Source organism: Streptomyces antnestii (assembly GCF_004005495.1).
Classification (GTDB): Bacteria; Actinomycetota; Actinomycetes; order Streptomycetales; family Streptomycetaceae; genus Streptomyces; species Streptomyces antnestii.
In genome coordinates, this window is the sequence record NZ_RZYA01000017.1 from 107,438 (window position 1) to 120,503 (window position 13,066).

At 68.2% G+C, this 13,066-nt stretch carries 11 protein-coding genes and 1 pseudogene; 8 read left to right on the plus strand and 4 right to left on the minus strand.

Features of this window, described 5'->3' with window-relative positions; translation table 11 throughout:
• The first annotated feature begins 220 nt into the window (after window positions 1-220).
• The 5 genes and pseudogenes from EOT10_RS42915 (at window position 221) to EOT10_RS29415 (ending at window position 7,139) form a co-directional block, all read left to right on the plus strand.
• Window positions 221-544: a hypothetical protein gene (locus EOT10_RS42915; RefSeq protein WP_317617369.1), complete on the plus strand. Its 324-nt coding sequence runs from the start codon at window positions 221-223 to the stop codon at window positions 542-544.
• Complete coding sequence (locus EOT10_RS29405; RefSeq protein ID WP_127831386.1) at window positions 537-1,178, plus strand: hypothetical protein; 642 nt, start codon at window positions 537-539, stop codon at window positions 1,176-1,178. The genes EOT10_RS42915 and EOT10_RS29405 overlap by 8 nt, the downstream gene beginning before the upstream one ends.
• Window positions 1,178-1,369: pseudogene (locus tag EOT10_RS43210) on the plus strand (putative T7SS-secreted protein); the annotation flags it as partial. The gene EOT10_RS29405 and the pseudogene EOT10_RS43210, both read left to right, overlap by 1 nt.
• The gene (locus EOT10_RS29410; protein ID WP_431313334.1) at window positions 1,344-5,924 is read left to right on the plus strand and encodes a putative T7SS-secreted protein; all 4,581 of its coding nucleotides are present in this window, start codon (window positions 1,344-1,346) and stop codon (window positions 5,922-5,924) included. The pseudogene EOT10_RS43210 and the gene EOT10_RS29410, both read left to right, overlap by 26 nt.
• 549 nt (window positions 5,925-6,473) lie before the next feature.
• The gene (locus EOT10_RS29415; RefSeq protein ID WP_146003142.1) at window positions 6,474-7,139 is read left to right on the plus strand and encodes a hypothetical protein; all 666 of its coding nucleotides are present in this window, start codon (window positions 6,474-6,476) and stop codon (window positions 7,137-7,139) included.
• A gap of 93 nt (window positions 7,140-7,232) precedes the next feature.
• Here EOT10_RS29415 and EOT10_RS29420 read toward each other — a convergent pair whose 3' ends face one another.
• Entirely contained in the window at window positions 7,233-7,622 is a 390-nt protein-coding gene (locus EOT10_RS29420; protein WP_127831388.1) for an ATP-binding protein, read from the minus strand.
• 239 nt (window positions 7,623-7,861) lie between these two features.
• Here EOT10_RS29420 and EOT10_RS29425 point away from each other — a divergent pair, with 239 nt between their 5' ends.
• Window positions 7,862-8,713, plus strand: a complete 852-nt coding sequence (locus EOT10_RS29425; RefSeq protein WP_127831389.1) for a helix-turn-helix domain-containing protein — start codon at window positions 7,862-7,864, stop codon at window positions 8,711-8,713.
• A gap of 11 nt (window positions 8,714-8,724) precedes the next feature.
• Window positions 8,725-8,916, plus strand: coding sequence for a hypothetical protein (locus EOT10_RS29430; protein WP_127831390.1), 192 nt, complete (start codon window positions 8,725-8,727; stop codon window positions 8,914-8,916).
• Here EOT10_RS29430 and EOT10_RS29435 read toward each other — a convergent pair.
• On the minus strand, window positions 8,913-10,307 hold the full coding sequence (locus tag EOT10_RS29435; RefSeq protein ID WP_431313337.1) for a cellulase family glycosylhydrolase: 1,395 nt from the start codon (window positions 10,305-10,307) through the stop codon (window positions 8,913-8,915). The two genes, EOT10_RS29430 and EOT10_RS29435, sit on opposite strands and share 4 nt — an antisense overlap.
• A gap of 158 nt (window positions 10,308-10,465) precedes the next feature.
• Window positions 10,466-10,978 carry a hypothetical protein gene (locus tag EOT10_RS29440; RefSeq protein ID WP_223281287.1) on the minus strand — a complete coding sequence of 171 codons (513 nt, stop codon included), beginning with the start codon at window positions 10,976-10,978 and terminating at the stop codon, window positions 10,466-10,468.
• Between the two features lie 154 nt (window positions 10,979-11,132).
• Here EOT10_RS29440 and EOT10_RS29445 point away from each other — a divergent pair, with 154 nt between their 5' ends.
• Window positions 11,133-11,489: a hypothetical protein gene (locus EOT10_RS29445; protein ID WP_127831392.1), complete on the plus strand. Its 357-nt coding sequence runs from the start codon at window positions 11,133-11,135 to the stop codon at window positions 11,487-11,489.
• Between the two features lie 63 nt (window positions 11,490-11,552).
• Here EOT10_RS29445 and EOT10_RS29450 read toward each other — a convergent pair whose 3' ends face one another.
• Window positions 11,553-13,037, minus strand: coding sequence for a GntP family permease (locus EOT10_RS29450; RefSeq protein WP_127831393.1), 1,485 nt, complete (start codon window positions 13,035-13,037; stop codon window positions 11,553-11,555).
• Between the last annotated feature and the right edge of the window lie 29 nt (window positions 13,038-13,066).

Genomic DNA, 13,066 nt, shown 5'->3' on the forward strand with positions numbered 1-13,066 from the left:
TCGGCAACATTCGAATGTGGTGATGCCCGGCATGGCTGACAACGGGGGCGGCACGGCGGCCGGGGACATATCGAGATCGCGAATCCGGGATTACGCAGACGCGAGTCCACCGGCGATACACGCCGAACACGCCACGTCCCGCACCCACGCAGCGCACGATTCATCCGCACAGCTCCGCCATGAATTCCCCGCGCTGGTAGGCGAATTCAGACGCACAGCCGTGCTCCTGCCACTCAGCGACGACAGATTCCCGCTCACCGCGGACTTCGGCGGAGTCCGTTGGCTCTACGCCTTCTCCGACGAGGCGGCACTCGCGCGGTTCGCGATTGCGAGGGGCGAGGGCAATCGCGAGTGGTCCTTCGACCGGGTTCTGGGAGCCCGGCTCCTCGACGCCGTGATACCCGCGCTGGATGTGCCGTGCGGCGTGGCCCTTGATGTGGCAAGCCCGGGCGACGAGGTCCTGCTCCCACCTGTGGCAGGAGTCGTACCGGACGGGGCAGCCGTGGACATGGGGACGCACGGGGACGAGGCGAGCCGTGACTGACAGCGGAAAGGACCTCCAGGTCGGAGGCCTGGTCAAGATCTCCGAAGGGATCACGAAGGCGCTCGCCGAGCTGGAGGAGATCGGCATGGTGGGCATGGCCGGCGCCGGGCGGGGCTTCGAGGGCATGACGCTCTCCGGGATCAAGACCGGACATGCCGAACTGACGTCCGCGTTCGACTCGTTCTGCGAGCGCTGGGAGTGGGGCGTGCGCTCCCTGATGTCCGAAGGGAACAACTTCGCCGAGGGAGTGGGCCTCGCGGCAGGGACCTTGCACCAGACGGACGAGTACGTCGATGGCGCGCTGAAGGTCGGCGCGAACGCGGTGATGGGCAACCCCTACGCCGCCGAGGACGACATCACCAAAATGAGCTGGGGAGAGCTGGGCAGGCACCACGCCTTCGCCGACCCGGACTACAGCGAGAAGTCCTTCGACGACGCCCGCGCGAACATCAAGCAGGGATACAAGGACGCCGGCCGGGACGTGGCCACCTCGGTCGTGGGAGCTCCCGTGACCCCGCGGCAGATCAGCGGCATGAACGACACGGAGTACAACGCCTGGGTGGAGCGTACGTTCGGGCCGTCCGCCGAGGAACGGGCCGAGGCCGCTGCCCAGCAGGGCGCGGGTGCCCACTGATGGGGGTCGGTGACTGGGCGAACGGCGGCCTCGGCGCTCTGGAGGACGGCTGGGACAAGGGCAAGAAGGCCCTTGGCGAAGGCATAGAGTGGAGCGCCGACAAACTCGGTGACGGTCTCGAATATGTCGGCGCGGACGGGGCCGCGGACAAGGTCAAGGACGCCGGTGACGCACTCGCGTCCGACCTCGGGGCCACCGTCGACGAGCAGCAGCTCGGCGAGACCGAGCAGGCCGACGAGCTGGTGCACGGCGACCCCGGGGGACATCCGCGCGAGCGCGAGCCACCTCAAGGACTTCCACAAGGCCTTCGGCAAGGTCGGCGGGGGCATGCGTGCCCTGGACTCGTCGCACTGGCGGGGCGAGGCGGCGAGCACCTTCCGGAAGAAGTTCGCCATGCACCCCGGCAAGTGGCTGCACGCGGCGGACGCCTGCGACAAGGCGGGCCAGGCCCTCGACGCGTACGCCGATTCGGTCAAGTGGGCGCAAGGCCAGGCGCAGGATGCCATCGACCTCTACAAGAAGGGCAAGCACGCCTCCGACCAGGCCGTGAAGACGTACAACAAGCGGGTCGACGCCTATAACGCCGCGCTGAAGACCGACAAGGATCCCGGCCCCCGGCCCGAGCCCTTCAAGGACCCCGGTACGGCCGACATCAAGCACGCGCGCGAGAAGCTCGCGGAGGCGCGCCGCCAGCGCAACGAGGCCGGCGCGACCGCCACCCGCGCGGTCAGGGCTGCCCTGGCCCACGCACCGGCCGAACCTCCTGCGCTGGACCGCCTCAAGTCCGACATCGCGGACAACGCCGCGGCCAACGCCATAGAACTCACTCATTTCGCGGGCGGACTGCTCAAGGGAACGGCGAGCGTGCTCAACTTCGCCCGCGGTCTCAATCCGGAAGATCCGTACAACATCACGCACCCGGCCGCGTATGTGCAGAACGTCAACCTGACCCTGGCCGGTCTGGCGTCCGCCGCCACGCATCCCGACCGTGTGGCGAAGGACGCGTACGAGAGCTTCAAGAAGGGGCCCTCCGAGTTCGCGGGCCGGTCGATTCCGGAGCTGCTGATCGGCAACAAGGGCATCGGCGTCGCCAAGGGAGGACTACGGGCCGGCGTCGAGCGCGCCGCGAAGGAGGCCGCCGAGGCGGAGACGCGGAGTGCGGCTCGGGACGCGCTCAGGAACGGCCCCGAGCAACACACCCGCCACGAGGAGGCGGTGGAGAACAAGGGCAGTGACCCTGTCGACCTCGCGACCGGCAAGATGTACCTGCCCCAGACCGATGTCGCGCTTCCCGGCACCCTGCCCCTCCTCTTCACCCGGCGCGTGGAGTCCGGCTATCACCTGGGCCACTGGTTCGGCCCCTCCTGGTCGTCGACGGTCGACCAGCGCCTGGAGATCGACTCCGAGGGCGTCGTCTTCGTCACCGCCGACGGCCTGCTCCTCCCCTATCCCCACCCGGCGCCCGGCCTGCCCACGCTGCCCACCCATGGCCCGCGCCACCCGCTGGACCGCGTGGACGACGGGTACACGATCACCGACCCGGTGGCGGGACGCGTCTGGCACTTCGCCGACCGGGGCACCGGCCTGGCCGTCCTGGAACAGATCGACGACCGCAACGGCAACTGGCTGACCTTCGAGTACGACTCCGAGGGGACACCCCTCGGCATCATCCACAGCGCCGGCTACCACCTGAAGGTGACGGCGGAAGGCGGCCGGGTCACCGCGCTCCACCTGGCGGGCGCGGCAACGGACGGCTCGGACCAGCAACTGATCAGCTACGGCTACTCCCCCGACGGCCACCTGACCGGGGTCACCAACTCCTCCGGTCTTCCCTTGCGCTTCACGTACGACGACGAGGGCCGGGTCACTTCGTGGACGGACACGAACGACCGGTCTTACACGTACGAGTACGACGACCAGGACCGATGCGTGGCGGAGGGCGGCGCCGAAGGCCACATGAGCCTGCGTCTCGCGTACGCCGGGCCGGACCCGGAGACGGGCCTGCGGCTGACCACCACGACGACCGGCGAGGGCCACACGCGCCGGTTCCTGGTCAACGACGCCTGGCAGGTGATCGCCGACACGGATCCGCTCGGCGCGACCACGCACTACGAGCGAGACCGGTACAACCGCCTGCTGTCGCAGACCGACCCGCTCGGCCACACGACGTCCTTCCGCTACGACGAAGCGGGGAACCTGGTCCGTGCCGTCAGGCCGGACGGGCGCGAGACAAGGGCCGAGTACGACGATCACGGCCTGCCGGTCAAGGTGACCGGCCCGGACGGCACGACCCAACGCCAGACGTACGACGAGCGCGGCAACCGCACTGCGGTGACGGGCCCTTCCGGGCAGACGACGCACTTCGCGTACGACGACGCGGGCCGCGTCACGACTGTCACGGACCCGCTCGGTCACGTCACGACGGTCCGCTGTGACGGCGCCGGGCTCCCCGTCTCGATCACGGACCCTCTGGGTGCGGTGACGCGGTACGAGCGGGACGCCTTCGGCAGGCCTGTCTCGATCACCGATGCCGTCGGCGCTACGACTCGCCTCGAGTGGACGGTCGAAGGCAGGCTCGCACGCCGCACGGCCCCCGACGGCACGAGCGGATCCTGGACGTACGACGGCGAGGGCAACTGCACGACCCACACGGACGCCCTGGGCGGTGTCTCGTACAACGAGTACACACACTTCGACCTGCTCACCGCACGAACGGGTCCGGACGGCGTGCGGTACGAATTCGCCCATGACACGGAACTGCGTCTCACTCAGGTCACCAACCCGCAGGGCCTGACCTGGAATTACGAGTACGACCCGGCCGGACGCCTGATATCGGAAACGGACTTCGACGACCGGACGCTCGCGTACTCCCATGACACGGCGGGCCGCCTCACCGCCCGTACGAACACGGTTGGCCGGACGATCTCGTTCGAGCGCAACGAACTGGGGCAGGTCACACGCAAGGACGCGGACGGCCGGGTCACGACGTACGCCTACGACCTGACGGACCAGCTCGCGCAGGCCATCGACCCTGACTCGACCCTCACGCTCCTCCGGGACCGCCACGGCCGCCTCCGTTCAGAGACGGTCAACGGGCGCGTACTCACCTATTTCTACGACGAGTTGGGGCGCCTCGCCGGTCGCACCACACCGACCGGCGCCGTCAGCACCTGGACGTACGACGCGGTGGGCCGCCGTACCGACCTGACCACGTCGGGCCGCAGCGTCGCCTTCGCGTACGACCTCGCCGGCCGCGAGATCACCCGCCGAATCGGCGAGGCCGTCTCCTTCTCCAACACCTTCGACGAGCTGGGCCGGTTGACGGCACAGTCGGTCGGGGTCCCTGGCGGCGACCGGACGATCCAGTCCCGCGCCTACGCCTACCGGGCCGACGGCAACGTCACCGCCATCGACGACCAGCTGTCCGGCGCCCGGCGCTTCGATCTCGACGCGGCGGGCCGCGTCACGGCTGTCCACGCCGCGAACTGGACCGAGTCATACGCGTACGACGAGGCCGGCAACCAGACGACGGCCTCCTGGCCGTCCGATCACCCGGGCCACGAGGCGACGGGCCCCCGCGCCTACACCGGCACCCGCATCACCCGCGCCGGCGGCGTCCGCTACGAGCACGACGCACTCGGCCGCGTCACACTCCGCCAGAAGCCCCGTCTGTCCCGCAAACCGGACACGTGGCGCTACGAGTGGGACGCAGAGGACCACCTCACTTCCACCATCACCCCCGACGGCACGCGCTGGCGCTACACATACGACCCACTGGGCCGCCGCACGGCAAAACTCCGCCTGGCTGCGGACAGCGAGACAGTCGTGGAACGGGTGGACTTCACCTGGGACGGCACGACCCTCTGCGAACAGACGACGACGTCCCCGGACTTCCCGAACCCGGTCACCCTCACGTGGGACCACCAGGGCCTACGCCCCATAGCCCAAACAGAACGCATCGGCACGACCGCGGACGCCCCGCAGTCAGAAATCGACTCCCGCTTCTTCGCCATCATCACGGACCTGGTCGGCACCCCGACCGAACTGGTCGACGAACAGGGCGAGATCGCGTGGCACACGCGGAGCACGCTATGGGGGACGACGGCGTGGGCAGCGAACAGCACGACGTATACGCCACTACGCTTTCCGGGTCAGTATTTCGACCCTGAGACGGGGCTTCATTGCAACTACTTTCGGCATTACGACCCGGAGTCGGCTCGGTACCTCAGTATCGATCCTCTGGGACTCGCACCTGCCCCCAATCCGGCTACGTACGTCACAAATCCCCACACATGGGCAGACCATCTCGGGCTAAGCCCCGACTGCAACGGAGTCCAGGACACCTATCGAGGTGACTCTCAGAACAAGCCGGGCGGACAACATGGACCTGCCGCCAGCATCGACCACGTCAAGGCGGAATTGGGGCGGGCAGGGATGCCTGTTTCAGACTACGATATCGTCCATGTTCCAGAAATACGCACACCTGATGGCATCGCATTCGGAAACAGCCCGCAAACGATGGACGGATTCCCAATGAAGGGCCCGAGAGGACGCCCTCTCATCGAAATATCCGACATCGGCCTCCGGGACTTGCACGAGGCTGTCGCCACCATCAATCACGAGATATACCACCATAAACACTTTGAGTTGACGAGAAAATCCGTCAACCCGTGGGGCGGGTCAGAAGACGCCGCAGAGGAATACGGGCAACGGATGTTGGATCAGTTTCGTAGGCGAACCGGATAGGGCGGCGGCATGCAGGAATTTACTCGCGACCAAGAGATCGAAATCGTTTCAGGGCCGAGATTCACGGAACTCCCTGTTGAACGCGTTTGCCCCGCGTGCGGGGCGAAGTCCCTCCGCATGTACATCTATCGATTCACGGCAGGCGAACGATCTTCTCGCATCACATATGCGTGGTGCGCTTCCTGCAGGAGATTCAAGGGGTGGACTGGGCCGGATAATGACGGCCTAGATTTTAATGATCCTCTAGCGGGCCTTTCGCGAGAGGGGAGGCGCGACCTCCAGTCCGACTTTCCTGCTTTTTTGCGCCGTCTCGACGAACTGTGGGAATCCGGAGATCTGCCACAGCAGTTCAGTCACTGACGCCGTCCACCTCCCACCACGGAAGAAGCACGCATGACCACCCCTCATCAGCCGCCCCCGCCCGGATTCGGTGCGCCGCAGTACGGGGCTCCGCCCGCTCCTGGGTATCCGCAACACGGCGGGCAGTGGCCGGCGCACGGGGTGCCTCCGCAGGGCGTGCCGCCGCACGGCCCCTACGGTGGGCCTCCCATGGGTGGCTGGGGCGCGCCTCCCCCGAAGAAGAGCAGCACGGGGAAGACGCTTGCGATCGTCGCGGGATGCATCGCCGGAGCGTTCATCCTGATGAGCGGTATCCGGGAGTTGCAGGGAGGTCATGGCGCGGCGCCCGACCCGTCCGCGCAGCAATATCGGCTCACCCTTCCCGAGACCATCGACGGCGGCGCCTTCCGGCTCGGGCAGGACGTCAGTGACCGTTTCGACAACTCCGCGAACGCCGACGACGCGTACGCCCGGTCCCTCCAGAGCGAGGCTGGGTTTTACGACGCCAAGTCCGGGTCCGGGCAACTGCTCTACAGCGGTTCGTATTCGGACCGCCAGGATCCCTTCTACCCCAAGATGGGTCTGCTCGACGGCATCGAGGAGAACGACTCGATGACCGTCGCCATCCCCCGGCGCGACATGGACGAGCAGAGCTCCGACGGTGACCAGATGGCCTGCGAGGTGCTGACGAAGGCCGATGGTGGCCAGAAGCTGACTATGGCCGTCTGCTCCTGGACCGACCGCTACACGCAAGGCGCCATCGTCGACAACAGCCCCGACAGCTTCGGCGTCACCCCCGAGAAGTACGACCTCGACACCCTGGCCAAGCGCACCGCCCGCATCCGCGACGAGGTCCGCGTGCCCGTCGAGGACTGATGGCGATGGGATTGGCAGATTTGGGCGGGGTGCCGCGTCTTCGGTTCCTGGTCGCGCGGCTGCTGGGCTGCCCGAATCTGCCAATGTCAGCCTTCAGTTCAGTTCGAACCACACCACCTTGCTGTCCGTGAGGCGATAACGGCCCCACCTCGCCGCCATCGCCTGCACCAGAGACAGGCCCCGGCCGAAGGGGGCGTCCGTCGTGCAGGGCAGGGAGTTCGGGAGTTCCGGGTCGTTGTCCATCTCTCCGATGCGGATCACTCCCGTGCCGGTGTGGAGCCATACGGAGAGCGGGCCGTCCGAGTGCTTCACGGCGTTCGAGACCAGTTCCGACGTCAACAGTTCGGCCATGGCCGCGAGTTCGGGCGAGTTGCCGTAGTCCAGGAGCGCGGTGCGGATCGTGTGGCGGGCGATACGGGGGGCTCTGGGGTCGTTCGTCAGGTGGAGGTGACACTCCCAGGTGCGGGGAGGGGTTGCGGGCATGGCGTTCTCCCAGTCTGCGGTGGGGGTGCGGCGGTCGGTGGCTCGTCTCCCTGGCGCGGGGCCGCCCCTTTCAGGGAGGAAGGTTGCGGGCAGCCCCGCGCGATGCACTGCCAACTGCCGTGTGTAGCTCGTGTGTTACTGAATGTAGCGCAAGGCGGAGTACGTGTACTACTTCCTTGTGGGATTCACTCTCCAGGGGTCGAAAGGCAGACTGAGCCCGTCGTCGTACAGGAGGCCCCATGCCGCCGAGGAGCACCACCACCGAGCGTCAGAGGCGTCTCGGTGCGGAACTGCGCAAGATGCGTACCGCCGCAGGCATCACCACCGAGTACGCCGCCGGGCTGCTCGGTGTCCCCCGGACCAACGTGCCCAACATGGAGTCAGGGCGGTCCGGTATCAGCCCGGAGCGAGTGCGGACCCTCGCCGGGAACTACGGTTGCGCGGACCAGGCCCTCGTCGACGCGCTGGCGGAGATGGCCGCCGAGCGCGGGAAGGGGTGGTGGGAGAAGTACCGGGGGCAGCTACCGCCCGCATTCCTGGACATCGCCGAGCTGGAGTGGCACGCGCGGGAGCTGCGCATCGCCCTCGCCGTACACCTCCCCGGACTTCTCCAGACCGAGGAACACGCACGTGCCGTCTTCAAGCACGTCATCCCCGCGCTCCCCGCGGCCGACGTGGACGCGCGCGTCGCCCATCGCATGGACCGGCAGCAGGTGCTGGACTCGGCGGAACCGCCACGGCTCGACCTGATCATCCACGAGGCCGCACTCCGGATGGAGTTCGGAGGACCCGGCGTCAGCCGACGCCAGCTCAAACACATCCTCGACGTGAGCGAACGGGACGAAGTGACCGTACGCGCCATTCCGTTCAAGGCCGGAGGCTTCCCCGGTGCCGGTCAGTCCGTCGTCTACGCCAAGGGTGCCGTGCCGGACCTGGACACGGTGGAACTCGACAGCACTCACGGCCCGGAATTCATCGACTCGGGGATGCAGTTGCACAAGTACCGCGCGCAGTTGGACGCGATGGCGGCGGTCGCCCTGACGGCCGCCGCGTCTCGCGATCTCATCCGAGCGCTCGCCGCCGACCTCTAGGAGAAGCCACCGTGCCGACGATCACCTGGGAAGACCCCTACTGCGGCGAGGGAGCCAACTGCTTCCGCCTCGGTACCGACCCCGACGGCAACGCCTACATCGCCGTCGCCGGGGCCGAGGAAACGTATCTCACCGACAGTCGTGACGCTCTGCGTGCCCTCATTCTCGACATCAAGGCCGGCAAGGCCGACCACCTGCTCTAGCGGTGCGTCACCGTCACCGTCACGTGAGCCCCCGGCGCTGCCGTCACCCAGGCCCTCCCTGGGCCGTGGCGGTGCACCGTGGCCTTTCCGGTGACGGTGATGTCCCAGGGCTCCGAGGGCAGGGAGATCTCCGTCGTCCGGGGGCCCCGGGGGCGGGTTGAGGCGTCGTACGTCAGGGTGTAGACGCCTGTGGCAGGGGCGTAGGACGACGAGCGGACCGTGCCTGCGACCGCCTCCGCGTACGGTTCGGCGGTGAGTTCCTTGTTCTGGCGGAACGCGCCCGACTTGTCGACGGCGCAGTAGCCGCCGCCGTAGCACCACACGTAGCCCGCCCAGCCGGAGCTGTAGCGGCCGAGTGAGGCCATCGCGTCGCCGTAGAAACGGGCCATGTTGGGGAGGGAGTTGTTGAGCGGGCCCCATTCGCCCACGACCACGGGGACCTTGTACTCCTCGGGGTACTGCGTGACCGCCCGCTCGTACGTCTCGACCCAGCCCGCCGCGGGGTCGTAGTCCGCGCCCGCCTCCATGCCCGTGTTGTAGAAGTGCGGCGCGTAGACCACCTTCTTGTCGTTCACGCGACCGAGTCCTGTCGGTACGCCCTCGCCGACGATCGGCGTCGGTTCGACGAAGACCCAGCTGTCCCGGTCCTCCGAACGGATCGCGTCCGCCACGCGGTTGTACATCGGCGTCAGCTGGTCGTGTTCGATGCGACGGGCCGCCGTCGGCAGGTCCTCGCCGGCATGCATCTCGCCCATCGGCTCGTTGATGACGTCGTAACCGAGCACGGCCGGGTGGTGGCCGAAGCGGTCGGCGACCACCTTCCACATGCGGGCCTGCGCCCGCCGCAGGTCCTCGTCCTCGTAGAGGTGGGTGAAGGCGCGCTGCACGGCCGGTTCGAAGTACTCCGCGAACCAGTCGTCGGGGTGCCGCTGGAAGGGCAGTCCGTCGGTGCGCGTGGCCCACTCCGGGATGCCGCGGTGCCCGAACACGGGGCCGAAGACGTCCTGGTGGGCGTCGAGGACGACCCGCACGTCGTAGCGCTCCGCCCAGTCCAGTACGCGCTCGATCTTCTTCAGGTAGGCCTGGCTGTAGTGGCCGCGGGTCGGCTCCAGGTCGTCCCAGAAGATGAGCAGGCGCGCGAAGTCGAACCCCTTGGCCCGCATGTCGCGGAACGTCTGCTCCGTGATCGCGGACAGGGCGGCGTCACCCCGGTGCTCCTTGTCCTCTACGTTCCAGCCGCGCAGCGTGAGCGTGCGGCCGTACTCGTCGGTGAGGGCGGGAGCGGAGGCAGGGGCGTTCGGAACCGGGACGGTGGGACGCGCGGTGTCGGCACTGGCGGCAGACACCGGGAGCAGCGCGGCCGCCAAAGCGGCCACGAGAGTCACACGCAGCAAGTCGGGCTCCAGGAGGGCGAGACGAAAGGCGTCGAAGACAGGTCGCTCGTTTTCTACCGGGCGGTAGGGGACTTTGGAATCCCTTGAACAGCGCGACTTGTGGCGCGACTTGTGGCGCGTCTCGTCACTGGAGGGGTGGGGGCGGGTGAGGCCCGTCAGTCCTCGAAGTATGCGTCCAGGACCTTGTCGAGATCGTCCGCCCACGCCTGGGCGCGCGCCTTGTCCGGGGCCTCGACGTCGTTCGGGTACCAGCGGCTGTCCGGGGTGTGGACCGTGACGGTGAGGCGGCGGCGGGACGTGCCGACCTCGACCGCGCCGACCTCGTCCCAGCGGAACTCGGCTTCCTGGTCGTCCAGTTGGAGGACGATGCCGGTCGCGTCCGCGGTGATCGAACCGCGGCGGTCGGAGGCGGAGAAGGCGGGGCCGTCGACCTTGGCGTCCTCGGCGTCGGCGTCGGCCTCGGCGTCGCTCTCGACCTCGGTGTCGGACTCGGGGGCGGTCTCTTCCGGTTCCGACTCCGACTCCGGCTCCGGCTTCAGCTCCGATTCCGGTTCACGCGCGGCCTCGTCCGCCTCCTTGCGCGGCGGCGTGAGCCCCGGGATGAAGGCCGGGTCGGGGCCCGCGGCGTCCACGGGCGTGACTTTCTGGGTGTCTATGGGCTGCTCCACGAGCGAAGTATGGCGGACGAGTCTGTGGGGCGGGAGTCCCGCCTCCGGGGAAGATCCACGCGCGGCCGCACCCTGGAATACGTAGACCGAAGCGCAGACAGAAACGTAGACGGAAACGTAGACAGATCCCTGCTGTTGAATTACTCAGGTGGCGATGACGAGACCAGACACCCCTCCCCGCAGCCGCTACCCGCTTCTCCTCGCCGCCGGTGTGCTGGCCGTCGTGTCGGCCGGGCTGCTTGCCGCGCATGTGTCGTTCGGCGGGGACACCTTCCGGAACTGCGCCTACCTGGGGCCTTCGACGCGGATGTACGTCACCGCGTGGGCGGCGCCCGGCTGTTCCGTGGCCGCGCTGGTGCTCGCCTGTCTGCGTGGCCCGCGGCGCTTCGGCGGAGTCCGGGTGGCCGTCGTGTGTGTGGTCGCGCTGCTGCTGTTAGTCCAGCTCTTCGCCCTGTACTGGGTGTACGCGCCTGATCCCGCCGGCGGCGCCGGGTGTTCCGGGCTCGCATGACGCGAGACGCCGGGCCCGGGAGATTTCCTCCCGGGCCCGGCGTCTCCTCGGCCTGCCGGTGAGTTAGACGAACAGGCTGACGATCGCCGCCACCGCGAACCCCGCGACGGACAGGACCGATTCGAGGACCGTCCAGGTCTTGAGGGTGTCGCGTTCCGTGATGCCGAAGTACTTCGAGACCATCCAGAAGCCGCCGTCGTTGACGTGCGAGGCGAAGATCGAGCCCGCCGAGATGGCCATGATGACGAGGGCCGTGAAGGCCTGGGAGTGGTGGCCTTCCGTGAGCAGCGGGGCCACGATGCCGGCCGTCGTGACGATCGCGACCGTGGCCGAGCCCTGGGCGACGCGCAGGACCAGGGAGATCAGGTAGGCGAGGACGATGACGGGCAGGCCCACGTTGTTGAACGTGTCGGAGAGGGCCTGGGCGACGCCGCTGCCCTTGAGGACCGCGCCGAAGACACCGCCCGCGCCGACGACAAGGAGGATGTTGCCGACCGGCTTCAGGGAAGCGGTGGACACCTTCTCCAGGGACTTGCGGGACCAGCCGCGGCGGATGCCGAGCAGGTAGTACGCGAGGAGCAGGGCGATCGTCAGGGCGACGAAGGGGTGGCCGAAGAACTCGATGACGGAGCGGCCCGTGGAGGGGGCGAAGGCGATCGAGGAGAACGTGGCCAGGAGGATCAGGACCAGCGGGGTGCCGATGATCGTGAAGACGGTGCCGAGCGGGACCGGCTTCTCGGTCGGGGTCACGCCGGCCTTGCGCTGCTCCTCCGCGAGCGCGGCCTTCGCCTCGTCGGCGGCCTCGACCATGTCGTGCGGGACGGGCACGAAGACGCGCTTGCCGATCCACGCGGCCCAGCCCCAGGCGGCGAGCACGGCGGGGATGCCGCAGACGATGCCCATGAGGATGACCCAGCCGAGCTGCACGTGGAGCAGTCCCGCGGCGGCGACGGGGCCGGGGTGCGGCGGCAGGAACGCGTGCGTCATGGACAGGCCGGCGAGCAGCGGCATCGCGTAGAGGACCATCGACTTGCCGCCGCGCTTGGCGGCCGCGTAGACGATCGGCGCGAGAACGAAGATGCCGACGTCGAAGAAGACCGGGATGCCGAAGATGAGGCCGGTGAGGCCCATGGCGAGGGGGGCGCGCTTCTCGCCGAAGAGGTTCAGGAGGCGGGAGGCGAGAACTTCCGCTCCGCCGGACACTTCGAGGACCGCGCCGAGCATGGTGCCGAGGCCGATGATGATCGCCACATGGCCGAGGGTGCCGCCCATGCCGGTCTCGATGAGGGAGACGGCGTCGGACTTCTGGACGGTGCCGAAGAGTTCGGTGACGGAGAGGCCGGCCGCGAGGCCGACGGCTATGGACACCGTCAGGAGGGCCACGAAGGGCTGGAGCCTGACCTTGATGATCAGGAGGAGCAGCAGCACGATGCCGAGGGCGGCGCAGGTGAGCAGGCCCGCGGTGCCGGGGATGATCGTGAGGAGACCGCCGGTGTGGGGTGGTGGCGTGGGGGCGGGGGCGGTCGCTGCGAGGGGGATGAGCGGCATGAGGGGGGACCTCGTAATTCCATGGATCT

Coding starts and splice junctions, on each gene's coding strand:
- EOT10_RS29420 (WP_127831388.1), bottom strand. CDS start 7,622: ATGCCCGCAACCCCTCCCCGCACCTGGGAGTGTCACCTCCACCTGACG.
- EOT10_RS29450 (WP_127831393.1), bottom strand. CDS start 13,037: ATGCCGCTCATCCCCCTCGCAGCGACCGCCCCCGCCCCCACGCCACCA.
- EOT10_RS29415 (WP_146003142.1), top strand. CDS start 6,474: ATGGGTGGCTGGGGCGCGCCTCCCCCGAAGAAGAGCAGCACGGGGAAG.
- EOT10_RS29445 (WP_127831392.1), top strand. CDS start 11,133: ATGACGAGACCAGACACCCCTCCCCGCAGCCGCTACCCGCTTCTCCTC.
- EOT10_RS29425 (WP_127831389.1), top strand. CDS start 7,862: ATGCCGCCGAGGAGCACCACCACCGAGCGTCAGAGGCGTCTCGGTGCG.